The sequence below is a fragment of the Amycolatopsis sp. NPDC051045 genome (assembly GCF_040682955.1).
Lineage (GTDB): Bacteria > Actinomycetota > Actinomycetes > Mycobacteriales > Pseudonocardiaceae > Amycolatopsis.
Map to the genome: position 1 here is coordinate 1 of NZ_JBFBCC010000031.1, position 18,090 is coordinate 18,090.

18 protein-coding genes are annotated in these 18,090 nt (G+C 73.0%); 8 read left to right on the forward strand and 10 right to left on the reverse strand.

The window, feature by feature from the left end; all coding sequences use genetic code 11:
• Positions 1-122: 122 nt before the first annotated feature.
• From AB0M80_RS39650 to AB0M80_RS39670, 5 genes are all read right to left on the reverse strand, one after another.
• On the reverse strand, positions 123-257 hold the full coding sequence (locus AB0M80_RS39650; RefSeq protein ID WP_268747407.1) for a hypothetical protein: 135 nt from the start codon (positions 255-257) through the stop codon (positions 123-125).
• A 231-nt stretch (positions 258-488) separates the two neighbouring features.
• A complete protein-coding gene (locus tag AB0M80_RS39655; protein ID WP_364575234.1) occupies positions 489-839 on the reverse strand; it encodes an MmcQ/YjbR family DNA-binding protein in 351 nt (116 codons plus the stop codon).
• Between the two features lie 61 nt (positions 840-900).
• Positions 901-2,331: a DUF1996 domain-containing protein gene (locus tag AB0M80_RS39660; RefSeq protein ID WP_364575236.1), complete on the reverse strand. Its 1,431-nt coding sequence runs from the start codon at positions 2,329-2,331 to the stop codon at positions 901-903.
• Positions 2,332-2,787: 456 nt separating this feature from the next.
• Positions 2,788-3,321: an adenylyl-sulfate kinase gene (locus AB0M80_RS39665; RefSeq protein WP_364575238.1), complete on the reverse strand. Its 534-nt coding sequence runs from the start codon at positions 3,319-3,321 to the stop codon at positions 2,788-2,790.
• Between the two features lie 21 nt (positions 3,322-3,342).
• The gene (locus AB0M80_RS39670; protein ID WP_364575240.1) at positions 3,343-3,957 is read right to left on the reverse strand and encodes a sigma-70 family RNA polymerase sigma factor; all 615 of its coding nucleotides are present in this window, start codon (positions 3,955-3,957) and stop codon (positions 3,343-3,345) included.
• A gap of 238 nt (positions 3,958-4,195) precedes the next feature.
• Here AB0M80_RS39670 and AB0M80_RS39675 point away from each other — a divergent pair, with 238 nt between their 5' ends.
• From AB0M80_RS39675 to AB0M80_RS39690, 4 genes are all read left to right on the forward strand, one after another.
• Complete coding sequence (locus AB0M80_RS39675; RefSeq protein ID WP_364575242.1) at positions 4,196-4,603, forward strand: pyridoxamine 5'-phosphate oxidase family protein; 408 nt, start codon at positions 4,196-4,198, stop codon at positions 4,601-4,603.
• Between the two features lie 166 nt (positions 4,604-4,769).
• Positions 4,770-6,272 carry a GAF domain-containing protein gene (locus AB0M80_RS39680; RefSeq protein ID WP_364575342.1) on the forward strand — a complete coding sequence of 501 codons (1,503 nt, stop codon included), beginning with the start codon at positions 4,770-4,772 and terminating at the stop codon, positions 6,270-6,272.
• Complete coding sequence (locus AB0M80_RS39685) at positions 6,269-6,928, forward strand: response regulator transcription factor (protein WP_364575243.1); 660 nt, start codon at positions 6,269-6,271, stop codon at positions 6,926-6,928. Before AB0M80_RS39680 ends, AB0M80_RS39685 begins: the two co-directional genes overlap by 4 nt.
• 109 nt (positions 6,929-7,037) lie before the next feature.
• Positions 7,038-7,472 (forward strand): hypothetical protein, encoded by a 435-nt coding sequence (locus tag AB0M80_RS39690; RefSeq protein WP_364575245.1) that lies wholly within the window; start codon positions 7,038-7,040, stop codon positions 7,470-7,472.
• A 302-nt stretch (positions 7,473-7,774) separates the two neighbouring features.
• Here AB0M80_RS39690 and AB0M80_RS39695 read toward each other — a convergent pair whose 3' ends face one another.
• Positions 7,775-8,398 carry an FAD-dependent oxidoreductase gene (locus AB0M80_RS39695; protein WP_364575247.1) on the reverse strand — a complete coding sequence of 208 codons (624 nt, stop codon included), beginning with the start codon at positions 8,396-8,398 and terminating at the stop codon, positions 7,775-7,777.
• Positions 8,398-8,985, reverse strand: coding sequence for a GTP cyclohydrolase I FolE (gene folE / locus AB0M80_RS39700; protein WP_364575344.1), 588 nt, complete (start codon positions 8,983-8,985; stop codon positions 8,398-8,400). Before folE ends, AB0M80_RS39695 begins: the two co-directional genes overlap by 1 nt.
• Before the next feature lie 121 nt (positions 8,986-9,106).
• Between folE and AB0M80_RS39705 the strand changes: the two genes are divergently transcribed.
• A complete protein-coding gene (locus AB0M80_RS39705; RefSeq protein WP_364575248.1) occupies positions 9,107-9,763 on the forward strand; it encodes a helix-turn-helix domain-containing protein in 657 nt (218 codons plus the stop codon).
• A gap of 56 nt (positions 9,764-9,819) precedes the next feature.
• On the opposite strand, the gene AB0M80_RS39710 is transcribed toward AB0M80_RS39705, so the two are convergent.
• Both AB0M80_RS39710 and AB0M80_RS39715 read right to left on the reverse strand, forming a co-directional pair.
• Positions 9,820-10,947 (reverse strand): CU044_5270 family protein, encoded by a 1,128-nt coding sequence (locus AB0M80_RS39710; protein ID WP_364575250.1) that lies wholly within the window; start codon positions 10,945-10,947, stop codon positions 9,820-9,822.
• Positions 10,944-11,513, reverse strand: a complete 570-nt coding sequence (locus tag AB0M80_RS39715; RefSeq protein ID WP_364575251.1) for an RNA polymerase sigma factor — start codon at positions 11,511-11,513, stop codon at positions 10,944-10,946. Before AB0M80_RS39715 ends, AB0M80_RS39710 begins: the two co-directional genes overlap by 4 nt.
• A gap of 105 nt (positions 11,514-11,618) precedes the next feature.
• Between AB0M80_RS39715 and AB0M80_RS39720 the strand changes: the two genes are divergently transcribed.
• The 3 genes from AB0M80_RS39720 (at position 11,619) to AB0M80_RS39730 (ending at position 17,422) form a co-directional block, all read left to right on the forward strand.
• Entirely contained in the window at positions 11,619-11,930 is a 312-nt protein-coding gene (locus tag AB0M80_RS39720) for a hypothetical protein (RefSeq protein ID WP_364575253.1), read from the forward strand.
• Positions 11,931-12,102: 172 nt separating this feature from the next.
• Positions 12,103-13,146 (forward strand): LacI family DNA-binding transcriptional regulator, encoded by a 1,044-nt coding sequence (locus AB0M80_RS39725; protein WP_364575346.1) that lies wholly within the window; start codon positions 12,103-12,105, stop codon positions 13,144-13,146.
• A gap of 166 nt (positions 13,147-13,312) precedes the next feature.
• Positions 13,313-17,422, forward strand: coding sequence for a beta-galactosidase (locus tag AB0M80_RS39730; RefSeq protein ID WP_364575255.1), 4,110 nt, complete (start codon positions 13,313-13,315; stop codon positions 17,420-17,422).
• A gap of 21 nt (positions 17,423-17,443) precedes the next feature.
• On the opposite strand, the gene AB0M80_RS39735 is transcribed toward AB0M80_RS39730, so the two are convergent.
• Complete coding sequence (locus AB0M80_RS39735) at positions 17,444-18,061, reverse strand: LysE family transporter (protein ID WP_364575257.1); 618 nt, start codon at positions 18,059-18,061, stop codon at positions 17,444-17,446.
• Between the last annotated feature and the right edge of the window lie 29 nt (positions 18,062-18,090).

An 18,090-nucleotide genomic window follows, 5' to 3' on the forward strand; every position in this document is an offset into this window, starting at 1 on the left:
ACAACTACTACATCTACGAACCGTCCCCGGGCCGGGCGTAGACCGGGACCGCCCGCAGCACCTCCCGGACGATCCAGTCGGCCCCGGAGCGGGGCCGCGGCACGCCGGCGGCTTGGCCGTGATTACTTGGCGGAAGCGCGGTTGTGCACGACGGCGCGGTTGTGGACGACGGCGCGGTTGTGGACGACCGCGCGGTTGTGGACCACGGCGCGGTTGTGGACGACGACGGCCGAGGGGCGCTCGAAGGTCGAGATCATGATTCCTCCTGAAGGGATGTCGAGTGTTTCCCGGTGGCGCCACCGGGTCGGGGTGACGTGAACAAGAATGGGTCCCGGGCATGCACGTCGACGTCTTCTGGAATGCGGTGCGCACACCCGGCCCGTGCGTTCGTCATGGTCCGTGCGGGAGGTACGCACGGACCACGACGGCGAAAGGCCTCCGCACCGGCAGCGCCGGCGAGGAGGCCTTCACGGTCGATCGGGTGGTCGTCAGAACGGGTGGGTCTCCGCATACGCGGTCCAGACCTTCTTCGGCACGCACATCCGCCACGCTTCCACGACCAGCTCGCGCATCTCGGCCTGGTCGATCGCCGCGAGGCGGCAGCGCATCCACCGGAAACGCAGGTCCGACGGCTCGGGCAGCAGGAACTTGCCGGGCTCGGCCGCGATCAGCGCTTCCCGCTGCTCGCGGGGAAAGGCGAAGCCCATCAGGGTCTCGTCCGCCGACAACGCCACGAACACGATCTGTCCCACCCGGAACTTGATCCGGTCGCGCACGATTGCCTCGTAGGCACGCGGGAGGGTGGAGGCGAACGCGCGGACTTCGTCACCGGTGACCATTGCGCCATTCTGGCGCGGAACCGGCGGCGCACCATCCCCGGGTGCGCCGCCGGTCCTCAGGTCACGCCCGGCAGGTCCGTCCGCGGTTCACGCAGTTCACCAGGCCGTTCATGATCCGCTGCGACATCACGTTGGCGAAGTCGTCGTGGTCGGACAGCGGGTTGTGCTTCTCCTGCGGGAAAGCGTCCACTTTGTACTGCTTCTTGAGCTGGATGTCCCGCGGGATGTCGTAGGTCAGCGAGATCTGCAGCTGCGGCACCGCCTTGAACCCGTTGCCGCACCGGCCGAACCGGTCGGGGAACACGATGTGCGTGCGGTGGTTGGCACTGTCGGTGTTCTTGCCGTCCCAGCAGCTCGGGAACGTGTGGACGCGCTTGACCTTGCTGCCCTCCGGACAGATCGGGTACTTGTCGACGAGGCGGTTCTCGAAGCCGGTGCACGTCCAGCTCGCCTTGGCGTTGGCGGGCCCGTTGGTCGAGACCTTCGCGTCGCCGTAGAGCACGCGCAGGAAGCGCGGCATCGCCACGACCTTCCCGACCGGGCTGCCGCGGAAGGTGAGCTGGACCCGCTGCGGCCGCAGGATCTTGCCGTCGTTGCCGGGCAGCTCGTTGTTCTCGTCCTGTCCGGGCAGCGCGCCGCCGGCAGGGGTGCTCGGCGGCGGTGTCGGCGTTCCGGTGTCCTTGCCCGGCTTCGTCGCGCACGGCGCGAGGCCGCCGAGGTCACGCGGCTTCTGCGCGAACCGGCCGATCGCGATGGCGATCCGGTCGATGATCGCGGCGCGCCGGTCCTTGAGCGGGTTCAGGATCGCGTTGCGCACGAAGTCCGGGCCGCCCTGGCCTTGCGTCGCGGCGATGCGCTTGTTGGCCTCGTCGGCCTGGGTGTCGAGCTGGTCCAGGTTGCCGTCGACCTCGGCCATGGCCTGGTCGGGGATGTCGGTCAGCTTGCTGGCGACGTCCGGGCACGCCACCTGGACGCTCTGCGCCTCGCGGTCGGCCTGCGCCCGGTCGCCGTCGGGCACCTTGGCGGGCTCGTTCTTCTCCTCTTCGCCGGTGTCGATGCGGACCACGGGCCAGAAGTAGGCGGACTTGTCGCCGTTGCGGCAGGTGGTGCCGGCCTTCACCAGGCTCTTGTTGTTCGAGTCGGCGTTCGTCGACAGGTTGCCCACGTAGTCGTGCAGGTGCTGGGCGCCGTTGCGGACACCGGGCTGGGCGATGAAGTTGTCCGGGTTGAAGTGCTGGTTTTCGTTGCGGCCGCAGTCGACGGTGAACGTGCCCGTCGCCGCGCCGGTGACCGGGCGCGGGTCGAACTGGTTCGGCTTCACCTTGAGGATGTCGACGAAGAAGGCGGGGTCCGCTTCGTCGGCGCTGGCTTCACCGGTGTTGCCGGTGGTCGTCGCGACGACGATGCCGCCGACCGCGATCGCCAGGGCGAGGCCGCCGGTCGCGATCTTCGTTCTGCGGGAAAGACGATGCCGTCCTTGGGTGCGGGACATGGGAAAATCCTCCGGGGTGTCGGGCTGGCGGGACCGCGCGACACTGAACGGACGCGAGCCCAGGCTCGCCCCGATCAGGCGGGGTGGTGCAGGATTTGTCGGCAAGGAACGATGCCCGGCTGGTCCACTGACCCGACATCAGTGGGCGCACGGTCACCTGCCCGTGGCCGCGCCGTCAACCGGCTGGTTATCGTTCCGTTATGGAACCTACACGGGCGTTTGACACCGGGCAAGAAGTTCTTTCCGGTCGTCACGAACCGTCAGGCCCGGTTCGTGTTTCCGTGACGAAAGTGGGCTCTGACCTGGCCTTGTCTCGTTGCGTCACGGTCGGCGGAAAAAAGTTTGAACCGAGCTGAACCGGCATCCGTATCCCTGGGTGAGGCGTGCGGAATGCCCGCAGTCCGTCTGGTCTCGGTAATAACCGTGGAATGGGTGAATGGCGACCTCGACGCCCATTCACGGCTTCTGGTCGGCGAAGGCCGCGGTGATGACCGAAACCGCTTCGCCGACCGACCGCCCGGCGGTGTCGACGACGAGCCGGTCGCGGTCCCAGCGTTCGTATTCGCGGGCCACGATCTCCGCCCAGGTGGGCGGGACGAGCCCCGGGATGCCGGGGTCGCGGGTTTCCGCCCGCCGCCGGTGTTCGGCCGGGTCGGAGCAGACGATCTCGGTTTCGAGCACCCGCGCCCCGGCGTCGAGGCCCGTCGCCCGCCAGGCGTCCCGGGTGACGGCGAGCGGGTTGACGCATTCGGCGATCACGCTCGCCCCGGTCCGGAGCAGGTCGGCGGCGACCGCCCGGGCGACGACGTAGCCGGCCGGCCCCAGCGGCCGGCCGAGGGGCGTGCTGCGCAGGATCGCCTGCTCGATGGTGTCGACGCGCAGGAAGCGAAGCCGGTGCGGCGGGCCAGTTTCGCGGCGACGGTGGTCTTGCCGGTCGCGGGCAGGCCGCCGACGACGATCAGCAGCGGGGACACCGGGGCATGATGGCACGCGCGATCAGCGGTCCCGGCGTCAGGATGTCGCCTCGTGGTGCGCGAGGAGGTTGCGCCGCAGCGTGGTCAGGGCCCGGTGCTGGGCGACGCGGACCGCGCCGGCGCTGGCGAGGCCGACGGCGGCGGCGGTCTCCTCGGCCGTCATGCCGAGGATGATGCGCAGGACGAGGATTTCGCGCTGGCGCGGCGGAAGCGTGTCGAGCAGGCCGGTCGACCAGTCGAGGGCGGCCGAGCGCTCGACCTCGTCGCCCGTCGGGTCCGTGCCGCCCGCCCGGACGGCGGGGGGTTCGGCGACCGGGCTGGTGCGGTCGCGCGCCCGGCGCCGGTGGAAGTCGGCCACCTTGTGCGCGGCGATGCCGAAGACGAACGGCACGAAGCCGTCGGGTTCGAGGCGGTACTCCGGCAGGGCGCGGACGATCGCGAGCAGCACGTCCTGGGCGCAGTCCTCGGCGTCCGACGAACCGTTCTGCCACGTGCGCAGCCGGCCCAGGCAGTAACGGAACACCATCGGCCGCAGCGCGCGCAGCAGCCCGGCCACCGCGGCGCGGTTGCCCTGCACCGCCGACCGGACGAGCGCCGGGTCGAGGAACGTCGCCGTGGGCGCGGGACGACCCTCGGTGGAGTGCGGCGGCATCCGCCTCACCCCCTCTCACGCTCTCGGCGACGGACGGTCACGACGCTAGGTCACTCCCCGTGCCCGCCACACCGGCCGGGCGGCCGTCGCGAACCGGGTCTTCCGGCCCTGGCCGGCCGAGCCCGGATGTGCCCGGCCGCCGTCGCCGGGGGGCCGGGCCGAACGGCCCTATCGGCGAACCGGGCGCACCGATCACGCTGGTGGCCGGGAATTTCACGGCAGAAGACACAGGGACGAGATGGTGGAAGACGTGGGCTTCGGGCTGCTGCTCGACCGGCAGCAGTGCCTCGCCTTGCTCGGGACGGCGAGCCTCGGCCGGGTGATCTTCACCCACCGGGCGATGCCGGCGGTCCGACCGGTGCGCTTCACCGTGGTCGACGACGCCGTGGTGTTCGCCGTACCGGCCGGCAGTCCGCTGTACGCGGGTGCGCGCGACGCCGTCGTCGCGTTCGAAGCGGACGACCTCGCCGCCGATCTCGGCGCCGGCTGGTACGTCAGCCTGCTGGGGCGCGCCACCGAGGCCGGCGCCGTCGACCTCGGCGACCCCGCCTGCCCGTGCCCGGCGTCCGCCCGGACGGGCCGCCGGTTCCTGCGCATCCCGGCCGAGACGATCAGCGGTCACCGCATCGTCTGCCACGCCGAGTGATCCCGCCGTCGCCGTAACGCAGCGGCGGCCGCCATCGACCCACCGGATGGACGAACCGGATTGGGCCGACACGGGCAGTGGCCTGTGGGACCCTTGACGGCCCGGGACAGGCCCGGGTACGGGCGGAACCAGCGGGGTCGACGGGAAAGTGGCGGACGAAATCAGCATGCCGGCGATCCTGGCGGCGGTGGGCGGCATCGCCCGCGAGCTGGAGCTGCCGGCACTGCTGCACCGCGCGGTCACGGCGACGTGCGAACTGCTCGGCGCCCGGCGCGGCCGGCTGGACCTCGCCGAGTGCGGGATGGCCGACTACGGCCGGGGCGCCCTCGGCGCCGGTGCGGTCGAGCTGCCGGTCCGCGCGGGGACGCAGACGTTCGGCACGCTCGTGGTGGAACCCGGCGGGGGCGGGGAGTTCGGTCGCCACGAACGCGAGGTGCTCGGCGCGCTCACCGCGGCCACCGGGATGGCCGTCGAAAAGGCCCTGCTCGTCGACCGGATGCGCCGCCGCGAACGCTGGCTGGAGGCGTCCTACGACGTCACCCGCGCCCTGCTCTCGGCCCAGGACCTGCGGGCCACGCTCCGGCTGGTCGCCGAACGCGCCCGCGTCGTGGCCGGCGGCACCGCGGGCGCGATCGCACGGCCCGACGGCCCCGGGCGGCTCGTCTTCGACGTCGTCGAGCCGCCGGGCGAGGACGCCGACCGCCTCACCGGCCTGACCGTGCCGACCGAGGGGACCGCCACCGGGATGGCGTTCACCACCCGGCGCCCGGTCGTCGTGCGCGACTACGGCGAGCGCGTGCAGGAGCAACAGCGGGAGCACGCCGGGCCGATGCCGGCGATGGTCAAGGACCTGGACTCGGCGATCTCGGTGCCGCTGATCGTCGGCGAGGAGACCCTCGGGGTGCTGGTGGTCGCGAAGTTCCGCGACCGGTCGCCGTTCACCGACTCCGACGTCCAGCTGGCCGAAACGTTCGCCGGGCACGCCGCGCTCGCCGTCGAGTTCTCCCGCGCCCAGGAGGCGCACCAGCAGCTGGCGGTGTTCTCCGACCGCGACCGGATCGCCCGCGACCTGCACGACCTGGTGATCCAGCGGCTGTTCGCGACCGGGCTCGGGCTCGAGGGCGTCAGCAGGCTGATCGCCGACGCGGGGGTCGCCGCGCGCGTGGCCGGGTTCGCCCAGGACCTCGACGGCACGATCCGCGAGATCCGCAACAGCATCTTCTCGCTCCAGGCGCCCGCCCAGGCGCAGGGCAGCCTCCGCGGGGAGCTGCTGCGGGTGGCCGTGGACGCCCGGGACGCGCTCGGCTTCGAGCCGCGCGTCGGCTTCGACGGGCCGCTGGACGCGGCGGTGCCGGAAGCCGTCCGCTCCGATCTGATCGCCTCGCTGCGCGAAGCGCTGACGAACGTCGCGCGGCACGCGCGGGCGAAGTCTTCGTCGGTCGAGGTCACCGTGGACCGGCTCGGCCGGCGGCTGACGCTGGTGGTGCGCGACGACGGCGCCGGCCCGCCCGTCGAGGCCGGCCGGGTCAGCGGCCTGGCCAACCTGGCCGCGCGGGCGGCCCGGTGGGGCGGCCACTGCGTGCTGGCGGCGGCCGGGGACGGCGGCGCCCGGCTGGAATGGACCGCAGAACTGCCGGTATCGGCCGACGAGCAGGGGAGTGGACGATGACGATCGGGGTGTTCCTGCTGGACGACCACGAGCTGGTCCGGACCGGGCTGAAGACCGTCTTCGAGCCCGAGGCGGACATCGAGGTGGTCGGGGAGGCGGGCACGGCGGCCGAGGCGCTGGTGCGGATCCCGCAGGCCCGCCCGGACGTGGCCGTGCTCGACGTCCGGCTGCCCGACGGCGAGGGGGTGGCGGTGTGCCGGGAGATCCGGTCCACCCTGGACCCGCCGCCCGCCTGCCTGATGCTGACGTCCTATTCGGACGACGAAGCGCTGTTCGGCGCGATCATGGCGGGCGCGGCCGGGTACATGCTGAAGCAGGTTTCCGGCCGGTCGCTGGTCGAGGCCGTCCGCACGGTCGCCGCCGGCGGCTCGCTGCTGGACGCCACGCTCACGGCGTCGGTGATGAACAAGCTGCGCGGGGAGAACGCCTCGGCCCCCGATCCGCGGTACGAGCAGCTGAGCCCGCAGGAGCGGCGGGTGCTGGACCTCGTCGCGGAGGGCCTGACCAACCGGCAGATCGCCGAGCGGCTGTTCCTGGCGGAGAAGACCGTGAAGAACTACGTCTCGTCGGTGCTGCACAAGCTCGGGGTCGAGCGGCGCACCTCGGCGGCGGTCTACATGTCCCAGCGCCGGGCCGAACCGGGACGATCGGGCTAGATTCCGGACTGTTCGGACGTAACCGGTGGGGCGTTCGACGTATCCGGCCGCCGATGGAGTACACCTGTCCCGTGACGCACGGCTTGGCGTGCGCGGCGGAGGGGACGGCATGGCGGGGTTGTCGGGCGGGGACTATGTCACGCGGCAGATCAGGGCACTCGCGGACGCGGTGCGTCGCGAAGGGGCCGGCGGGGTCGGCACGCGCAGCTTCCAGCTGGCGGAGCACCTGGCGGCGGAGGGAGGCGTCCACCGCGGCGACATCCTGACGGCCACGGCGACGCTGCTGGCGATGACGGCGTGGTGCGACGGCGAGGCCGAGGCGGCCCGCCGGTTCGCGGAGCGGGCGGGCGAGCACGACGAGGAGTCGCGGGAGCTGGTGACCCACCTGCTGCGCCTGGAGACGGGCGCGGACCAGGGATGGCTGCCGCAGGCTCAGGCGGAGGCGCTGCTGGCGTACGCCCACCGGGCGCGCCGGAGTGATCTGGCGACCCGGGTACGAGCGATCGCCGGTGCACGGCGCGGCCGGCACCGGCGGGAGGAGTAGCCGATCCCGGATGGACGGTGCCGGCCGGGTCTGGTCGGTCGGCCGTCCCGGGTGGACAGGCCCGGCTCGGATGCCGGCCGGCCGGACGGACGGTCGCGGGTGGATAGGGCGCGGCTCGGCCTTGGTCGGCCGGACGGTCGCGGGTGGACAGGCCCGACTCGGCCTTGATCGGCCGGACGGTCCCGGGTGGACAGGCCCGGGTGGACAGGCCCGGGTGGACAGGCCCGGCTCGGCCCTTGATCGGCCGCGCAAAGCCGGGTGGCCAGACTCGGCCCTTGCCGGGCCGCGTCCCGAGGGCGCCGCTAGTCCGTCAGCGGCCGGGCCGGGTCGGCCAGCCGGTCCGGGTCCACGGTCCGTCCACCGAGGATCAGCTCACGTACCGCGTCGAGGCCCTCGTCCCACTTGTTGACGTGCAGCCCGGCGACCACCCGGCCGTGACGCGCGGCCGCGGCGGTTTCCAGGCCGACCCAGCCCGCGCCGGCCACGACGACCCGGCCACCGGAAGCCAGCGCGTCGCGCAGCCGGTCGGCGTGGGCGAGCCGGCGCAGGTAGTGGACGCCGTCCAGGTCGTTGCCGGGCACCCGCAGCCGCCGCGGTGATGCCCCGGTCGCCAGCAGCAGCTTCGTGTAGCCGAGGCGGTCGCCGCCGGCCAGTTCGACCTCGTGCGCGGCCCGGTCCAGCGCCGTGACGCGCCGGCCGGTCAGCACCTCGATGTCCTGGTCGGCGTACCACTGCTCGTCGTGGACGAACACCGAGGCCCGGTCGTCCCGGCCGAGCAGGTAGCCCTTCGACAGCGGCGGCCGCTCGTACGGCAGGTCCGGCTCGGCGCCGGCCAGGACGACGCGCCCGGCGAATCCTTCGGCGCGCAGGGTTTCCGCGGCCTTCGCGCCGGTCAGCCCGGCGCCGGCGACGACGAAGGTGTCCATCAGGCGCTCACCCCGGACAGGGCGAAGAACTCCTGCCGCGTCTTGGGTTCCTCCCGCAGCAGGCCGTGCAGCGACGACGTCACGGTCAGCGCCCCGGTCGCGCGCACCCCGCGCAGCGACATGCACAGGTGCTCGGCCTCGATGACGACGCCGACGCCCTTCGGCGCGAGGTGCTCCTGCAGCCAGTCCGCGACCTGCTTGGTCAGCCGCTCCTGCACCTGCAGGTCCCGCGCGAACATCTCGACGACGCGGGCGAGCTTCGACAGGCCCAGGATCCGGTCGCCGGGCAGGTAGCCGACGTGCGCGACGCCGCGGAAGGGCAGCAGGTGGTGCTCGCACAGCGACTGCACCGGGATGCTCTTCGCCAGCACGAGCTCGTCGTAGCCCTCGTCGTTGGGGAACGTCGTCAGCCGGAAGTCGCGCGGCTGCAGCATTTCCGCGTAGGCGTGGGCGACCCGCCGCGGCGTGTCGCCGAGGTGTTCCGACGACGGGTCCTTCCCCAGCGCCCGCAGCAGGTCGGCGACCGCGCGCTCCGCCGCGTGCAGGTCGACGTCGTCGCGGGAGGGGACGACACCGAGGTGCCGCAGCGGGACCGGTGCGCTCACGGGATCGACGGTCACGGGCGTGCCTCCTTCTAAAATCAAGTCGAGGCGACGTTAGAAGCTCCCGGGGGTTTTCGTCAACAGCTATTTGTTTTAGAGTGCGCTGATGCAGGAAACCCAGGCGGAGGCACTGGCCGCGGTCGCGGCGCTCGACGAGCCGACCCGGCGCCGGCTGTACGAGTACGTCGTCCGCTGCCCGGAGCCGGTGAGCCGGGACGACGTCGCCGCGGCCCTCGGCGTGCCCCGGGCGACCGTCGCGTTCCACCTCGACCGGCTGGTGGACGAGCGGCTGCTGGCCGTCGGCCACGAACGCCGCACCGGCCGCACCGGGCCGGGCGCGGGCCGCCCGGCGAAGCTGTACCGCCGGTCGGACCGGCAGGTGAGCGTCTCCCTGCCCGAACGCCAGTACGAGCTGGCGGGCCGGCTCCTGGCGACCGCGGTGGAGGAGGCCGGCGAAACCGGCGGCTCGCCGCGGGAAATCCTGATGCGGTGCGCCCGCGAACGCGGGGCGGAGCTCGCCGCCGGCGCCCCGGAAATCCTCGGCACGCTGGAAGAACACGGCTTCGAGCCGCGCGTCGAGGACGGCGAGGTCCTGCTCGGCAACTGCCCGTTCCACCGGCTGGCCGTGACGCACACGCGGCTGGTCTGCGAGATGAACCTCGGCCTGGTCGAAGGCATGCTCGACGCCGTGGGCGACCGTGCCCTCCGGGCCCGGCTGGATCCGCACCCGGGCTTCTGCTGCGTGCGCCTCGCCCGGGACTGACCGGACTGACCGGGCTCCCGGCCGGCGCCGCTGCCGGCCAGGAGCCCGTGGCCGGGCTACTTCGGCGGGACTTCGCCGAGCCGGCCGGCGACTGCGGTCGTGATCGCGCTCGCGCCGATTTCGGTACCCGGCTCGATCCACGGTTCCTCGGGCTCGGCTCCGGCGATCGTGCGTTCGCCGATGAACCGCCCGGTGACCGGGTCGATGATCAGCTGCCGGATTTCGTGGCGGTCGTCGAGGCCGAGCGCGACGCCGGTGCGGCCGTCGAGGTTCGCCTCCGCGGCCAGCACCGTGATGCCCGGGATCTTCGCCAGCGCCCGGTACCACTGCGCCCGCAGCTGCGCCGGCATTTGACCGGCGCGGAGGATCTCGATGCCGAAGTGGAACATGACCGACGGCGTCGAGCCGCGGCCCTTCGTCAGCTGCTGCAGTTTCGCGTACAGCGCGGCCGGGTCGTGCGGCAGCGCGGCGTAGAACGCCGGGCTGTCCCAGTCGCCGGCGTCACCGCACTTCTTCGCGGGCTTGCTCTTCGGGAAGAAGTCGCCGCACCGGCCCTGCCACTGCCCCTGGTCGGTGTTCGTGATCTCCGGCTCGGGGGCCTGCGACTGCGGCACCGAACCGCCGAGGAACTTCCCGGTGCTCAGGATTTTGCGCGTCTCCTGCCAGACGTCGTGCTCGTCCGCCGGGATCCAGCGGTCGACCTCCTGCTCCCACAGGTAGGTGTAGCCGGTGGCGTCGCCGGTCTGGACGCCGCGCCGCACCCACGTGTGCTCGGCGACGTACCGGAACTGCCCGGGCCCGACGGGCTGGTCGGCCGCGCCGACGGTCAGGTCCGCGGCCCGGGTGAGCACCTGGGCCGCCGACATCAGCCGGATGTCCGGGGCCGCCGCGGTCGGCACCGGTGCCGCCGGGACCGGCGCGGAGGTGCGCACCGGCGGCGGCGCGGCGGCCGGCCCGGCCGGGGGCTGCCGGACGAGGACGGTGGTCACCGCGACCACACCGGCCACCGCGGCGGCGACCGGCAGGGCGAACCGGCGCAGGCGCTTGGGGCGCAGCGGGACGACGGGGGCGGCCGGCTCGGCGTCGAGCTCGGCCAGCAGCCGGGCGCGGGCCGCGGACAGGTCGGCCGGGGCGGTGCGGGCTTCCCGGTGGAGCAGCTCGAGGGTTTCGTCGAGCTCGTTCATGAGTGGTTCTCCTCGGTGGGGACGAGCAGGGCCTGGAGCCGGTGGCGCACGCGGTGCAGGCGCGAGCGCACCGTGCTCGCGGGTACGCCGAGCGCCTCGGCGACTTCGGCGGGTTCGAGCCCGGCCCAGGACGTGAGCAGCAGGACGTCGCGGTCCTGTTCGGACAGTGCGGCGAGTTCGGCGGCGAGCACGCGCAGGCGCGCCGCCGCGTCGACCCGGCCGGCGACCGCGGCGTCGTGGTTTTCGGCCGGGCGGTCCCCGGCACCCGCCTTCGCGGTCAGCTGGAACCCGCGGACCTCCTGGCGCACGTGGTTGCGCAGCAGGTTGGTGGCGATCCCGTACAGCCAGCCGCGGATCGGCGCCTTCTCCGGGGCGTAGCTCGCCCGTCTTCGCAGCGCGACGACGAACGTCTCCGCCACGAGGTCGTCGGCGACGTGCACGCCCACCCGGCCCGCGAGGTAGCCGCGCAGGGGAGGGGCGTACTCGTCGAAGAGCCGCGCGAAGATCTCCTTCGGATCCCGTGCGGCGAGGTCGGGCCGGTCCAGCCGTTCGACGATTCTGGTCACGCTACTGGTTGTCGCGGCCCGCCGCCCGCGTCCCCGCCCGCCCGTCCGGATGAGACGCACGCCACATCCGGGGAACGCCGCGGCGGCCGGCCGACAAGAGCCGGTATGGACAGAAGAAGTGCGAGGCTGCTCGCCGGGACGTGTGCCGGCGCGGTGGTGGCGATGCTGGGCATGGCCGCGGCGGTGCGGCCGCCGGGGCCCGCCGAGTCGGGGCCGCTGCCCGTGGTCCCGCCGGCCCTGACGACGAGCGTGGCCACGACGGCGACCGCGGCACCGCCGGAGACCTCGGCGAAAGGAGCTGCCCGCCGCGGCCGGGAGGCCGGAAAATCGATCGAACCCGTCCCCGCCGCGGCGGGGCCACGCTGCCGGGAGCCCGCAGGACGAGCTGCCGGGTCACCGGCGCCGACCGAGCCGTGAAGCAAGCCGCACCGGCGGGGCGCTCGGCGGCCCCTCAGCGTGTCACGACCGTCGTGAAAGCGCTTTCTCGTCCGCTCGGCCGGTCCCGGCGCGGCGCGGGACGTCCGGAACGCGTCGATTCGGCGGTACCGTCTCGGAGGTGGGGACACGGTACGAGATCGAGGGGGCCAGGGTGGTGGACCGGGCGAAGCCGGGGGAGCAGACGCGGACGTCTCCGCCGGGGCCGCGGCAGCCGAGTCTGGCCGACGTCGCCGGCATGGCCGGCGTCTCGCACATGACGGTCTCGCGCGTGGTCAACGAGAGCGGACCGGTCCGTCCGGAAACCCGCGAGCGGGTCCTGGCCGCCGTGCAGAAACTCGGGTACCGGCCCAACACCGCCGCGCGGGCGCTGGTCACCGGCCGGTCCGGCACCCTCGGCGTGGTCGCGCTCGAGTCGAACCTCTACGGGCCGGCGAGCACCCTGTACGGCATCGAGAACGCCGCCCGCGAGGCCGGGTACGGCGTCGCCATCTGCAGCGTGACCCGGCCGGGCCGGACGTCGATCGGCGACGCGGTGGAGAGCCTGCGGCGCCAGGCGGTCGAAGGGATCGTCGTCATCGCCCCGCACGTGACGGCCGGGCGCGCGCTCGCGGCGGCGCCGTCGGACATCCCGGTGGTGGCGGTCGGCGGCGGGGAGTCGGCGCCGGTGCCGGTGCTCTCGGTCGACCAGTACGACGGGGCCCGCCGCGCCACCGAGCACCTGCTGGCCCGCGGCCACCGGACGGTCTGGCACCTCGCCGGGCCGGAGGACTGGCTGGAGGCCCGCGACCGGGAACGCGGCTGGCGCGACACTCTGGAGGAACGCGGCCTGCGGGTGCCGGCGGTGGTGCGCGGCGACTGGAGCCCGCGGTCGGGCTACGAGGCGGGCCGGGCCCTGGTCGGCAAGCGCGGGCTCAAGGCGGTCTTCTCGGCCAACGACCAGATGGCGCTGGGCCTGCTCCGGGCGTTCACCGAGGCCGGCATCCGGGTTCCGGAAGACGTCCACGTCGCCGGGTTCGACGACGTGCCCGAGGCCGCGTACTTCACCCCGCCGCTGACGACCGTGCGCCAGGACTTCATCGAGGTCGGCCGCCGCACCTTCGGACTCCTCGAAGACCGGATGGCGGGCGGGGACGCCGGTGCCCGCCACCTCGTGCCCGCCGAACTCGTCGTGCGGGAGAGCACCGCCCTTCGCTGACCGGAAATGCCGGTCGTTTTGCGACGTCCCATCCCTTTCGCCCGGATTTGTTAACGCTAACAAGGCGTCGGCACTGATCCATCCTGGTGTTGTATCTTGACCGCTTCTGTGTAGTCGGCAAAGGTTCGTGTTCGATTGTGGTCCCCGCCGCTCCAGGAGGCTCCGCATGCGCGCCGCCCGCCGTGCCCGTCGCCGGACGCTGTTCACCGTCCTGCTTTCCGTCCTGTTCGCCCTCGCCGGGGTCGCGATCCCGCAGGCCGCGACGGCCGCTCCGGCGGCGCCGCCCGCGCACAACGTCACCTACGACGGCTACTCGTTCCTCGTCGACGGGAACCGGACCTACCTGTGGTCGGGGGAGTTCCACTCCTACCGGCTGCCGAGCCCGGACCTGTGGCTCGACATCTTCCAGAAGATGAAGGCGGCCGGCTTCAACGCGACCTCGCTCTACTTCGACTGGGGCTACCACTCACCGAAGCAGGGCGTCTACGACTTCACCGGCGTCCGGGACCTCGACAAGCTCCTCGACCTGGCGCAGCAGGCCGGCCTCTACGTCATCGCGCGGCCCGGGCCGTACATCAACGCCGAGGTCGACGGCGGCGGGTTCCCGACCTGGCTGTCCACCACGCCCGGCCACACCCGCAGCGCCGACCCGGTCTACCTGGAGTACTCCGACGAGTGGCAGACGCAGATCGACCGCATCATCGCCCGCCACCAGCTGACCAACGGCACCGGCAGCGTGCTGGCCTACCAGGTCGAAAACGAGTACTACAACGGCAACGCCGACGGTCGCGCCTACCTGCAGCACCTGGAGGACAAGGCCCGCGCCGACGGCATCACCGTCCCGCTGGTCGGCAACAACAACGGGACGTTCAACGCCGGCGACGCCGCGCTCGACGTCGACGCCGCCGATTCCTACCCGCAGGGCTTCGACTGCTCGAACCCGGCGAAGTGGAACGGCGTGCCGGACATCAGCTACGACCACGTCCCCGGCAAGCCGCTGATCACCGCGGAGTTCCAGGGCGGCGCCTTCGACCCGTGGGGCGGCCCCGGCTACGAGAAGTGCGCCCAGCTGATCAACGACCAGTTCGCGAACGTCTTCTACAAGCAGAACATCGCCGTCGGCGCCACCGGCCAGAGCTTCTACATGCTGCACGGCGGTACGTCATGGGGCTGGAGCGCGATCCCGCAGAACTACACCTCCTACGACTACGGCGCGGCGATCACCGAGGCCCGGCAGTTCGACCCGAAGTACGCCGAAGACAAGCTGATCGGCTACTTCACCCAGTCCGTCGCCCCGCTGACCAAGACCGACGGGCTCGCGGGCGCGCCGCTGACCGATCCGGCGCTCACCGACACGGCCCGGATCAACCCGGACACCCGCACGCAGTTCCACACCCTGCGCCACAGTGACTCGACGTCCACCGCCACCGACGCCACCAGCGTCGCGCTCGACCTGGCCGCGCACGCCGGCTACACCTACGACGACCGCGCCACCGAGGTCGGCTACACCGGCACCTGGAGCCACGTCGGGCCCGAGGTCAACTACACCGGCGGCGACTACCAGCACACCGAGTCGTTCTCGAACACCGCCGGGGACAGCGTGAGCGTCCCGTTCACCGGCACCGGGATCCGGTGGGTGACGTCGAAGGACCCGAGCCACGGCGTCGCCGACGTCTACCTCGACGACGCGAAGGTGGCTTCGGTCGACCTCTACGCGGCGGGCAAGCAGAACCAGATCACCGGCTACGAGGTGCGCGACCTGCCCGCCGGGCCGCACACGCTGAAGATCGCCGTCACCGGGCAGAAGGACGCGAAGGCCAGCGGCGCGTACGTCGTGGTGGACGCCGTCGACCTGCTGGCCGGCAGCACCGACTACTACCCGGTCGTGCCGCAGCAGCCCGGCACCGGCATCACGCTGAACGGGCGGCAGTCGAAGATCCTCGTCGCCGGCTACGACCTCGGCCGGACGCGGATGCAGTACTCGACGTCGGAGATCATGACGACCGCGGCCATCGGGAACCGCGACGTCGCGGTGCTCTACGGGGACCACGGCGGGCCGGGGGAGACCGTCCTGCGGTTCGCGCAGCAGCCGTCCGTGCAGGTCCTCGACGGCACCGCGACGAGCACGTGGGACGCCGCCCGCGGCGACCTGCGGCTGAACTACACCCACGACGGCCTGGCCCGCGTGCTCGTCACCGCCCCCGGCGCGCGACCGCTGCTCCTGCTGCTCGCGGACAAGGCGACGGCGGCGACGTTCTGGCGCCAGGACACCGCGACCGGCCCGGTGCTGGTCCGCGGCACCCACCTGGTCCGGACCGCGGCCGACCAGCACGGCATCCTCTCGCTGACCGGTGACACCGGCACCGACGGCGCGTTCGAGGTCTTCAGCGCGGCGAAACTGGTGCTGTGGAACGGTTCCTGGGTGCCGGTCAAGCCGACGTCCAGCGGCAGCCTCACCGGAACGGCGCCCACCGCCAAGGCCGTGACGCTGCCCGCCCTCACCGGCTGGAAGCACCAGCAGGAGTCCCCGGAGGCCCAGCCCGGCTTCGACGATTCGGCGTGGCCGGTGGCGGACAAGGAAACCAGCAACAGCTCGACGGCACTGGGCACGAAACCGGTGCTCTTCGCCGACGACTACGGCTTCCACACCGGCAACACCTGGTACCGCGGCCACTTCACCGGCAACGGGAAGCAGACCGGGATCACCCTGGCCAGTCAGAGCGGCGGCCCGGCGGGCGCGTTTTCGGCGTGGCTCAACGGCGTTTTCCTCGGCAGCTCGAAGGATCCGCAGCACACGTTCGGCTTCCCGGCCGGCGCGCTGAAGCAGGGCGACAACGAGATCTCCGTGCTGACCGTCAACATGGGCCACGAAGAAGACTACGGGGCCGCCAACGGCAACAAGGCGGCGCGCGGGCTCACCTCGGCGCGGCTCACCGGAACCCCGCTGACGTCGGTGACCTGGCGGCTGCAGGGGGTCCGCGGCGGCGAAACCGGGCTCGACCCGGGCCGCGGCCCGCTCAACACCGGCGGCCTCTACGGCGAGCGCGCGGGCTGGTCGCTGCCCGGGTTCCCGGACCGCGGCTGGGCGCCGGCCGCCCTCCCGGCGCAGGACACCACGCCCGGGGTGTCGTGGTACCGGACGACGGCGGATCTGGATTTGCCGCGCGGCCAGGACACCTCGCTCGGCCTGACCATCACCGATGACCCGGCGCGGCAGTACCGGGCCCTGATCTTCGTCAACGGCTGGCAGCTCGGCCAGTACGTCAACTACCTCGGGCCGCAGCACAGCTTCCCCATCCCGAACGGGATCCTCAACCCGAACGGCCGCAACACCATCGCCGTCGCGGTGTGGAACCTCGACGGCAGCACCGGCGGCCTCGGCAAGATCACCTGGACGAACTACGGCAGCTACCGCTCGCCGCTGACGGTCCGGCAGAACCCCTCGCCCGGCTTCAACCCCGTGCGGTACGCGATGCCGCCGGCGCCGGCGGCCGGGGTGTCGCTGACCGCGCCGGACACCGCCTCGGGCGGGCAGCAGTTCACCGCGTCGGCGACGGTCCGGGTGCCCCCGGGCGCGCCACCGGCGTTCGACGTCCGGCCGGTGCTCACCGCTCCGGCCGGGTGGACGGTGGGCGCCGCGGCCCCGCCGTCGGTCCCGCGGATCGACGGCGGGAAGGCGGCGACGTTCACCTGGACCGTGACGCCTCCCACCACTGTGGACACTGCCGCGCTGAAGGTCGCGGTGGCCTACCGGCAGGCGGGCCGGCCGGGCTCGGTGACCGGGGAACGGATCGTGGGTGCGGTGCCCCCGGCGCCGCCCGCGGGGCAGGTGGCGGTCAGCTCACTGCCGTTCCTCACCGCGACGAACGGCTGGGGCCCGGTCGAGCGCGACACGAGCAACGGCGAAGCGAGCGCGGGCGACGGCAAGCCGATGACCATCGGCGGGGTGGCCTACGCCAAGGGTCTCGGCGTCCACGCGGCGAGCGACGTCCAGCTCTACCTGGCGGGCGCGTGCACCCGGCTGACGGCTTCGGCGGGCGTCGACGGCGAAACCGGCACCGGCGGCAGCGTCGGCTTCAGCGTCTCGGTCGACGGCGTCAGCCGCGTCACGACCCCGGTGGTCAGGGGCGGGCAGGCGGCGGTGCCGATCGACGTCGACGTCACCGGCGCCCAGGTGCTCGACCTGCTGGTGACCGACGGCGGGGACGGCAACGGGCAGGACCACGCGGACTGGGCGGTGCCGACGCTGACCTGCGTCACGCCGCCCGCCCGGTGATCACCGGCACCGGTTTTCCGCTCAGGCCAGGACAAGCCGGACGGCGAGCGCGGTGATCACCGCGCTCGAGGCGAGCGCCGTCACCAGCCGGCCCCGCGGCCCGGTGAGGACCCGCCCGAGCAGGACGCCGCCGCCGGCGAGGGCGATTTGCCAGCTCGCCGAGGCGGCGAACGCGGCGAGCACGAACACCCCCTGGTCGAGCACCGGCACGGCGGTGCCGGCGCGGTCGCCGACCACCAGCGCGGTGAAGTAGACGACCGTGGCCGGGTTGACGAGGGTGATGCCCAGCAGGCTGACGTAGGCGCGCCCGGGCGCGAGCGGCCTCACCGGCCGCACGGTGGCGGCGCGGTGGGTGCGCACCGCGCGCACGGCGCCGTGGGCCGCGAGCACGACGAGGATCGCCGCCGAGAGCAGCCGCAACGGCCCGGCGAACGGGGCGATGACCGCGGCGATCGCGGCGCCGCCGAGCACGGCGACCAGCGCGTACACCCCGTCGGCGGTGGCGACGCCGAGGGCCGCGGCGAGGCCGGTTCCGAGCGACGTGCGGGCGGTGAGCGCCACCAGGTACGTCCCCACGGCGCCGACCGGGATCGCGATGCCGTACCCGGCCACGAGGCCGGCGAGCAGCGCGCCGCTCACGGCATGGAGCTGCTCGGCCTCCGCGGACG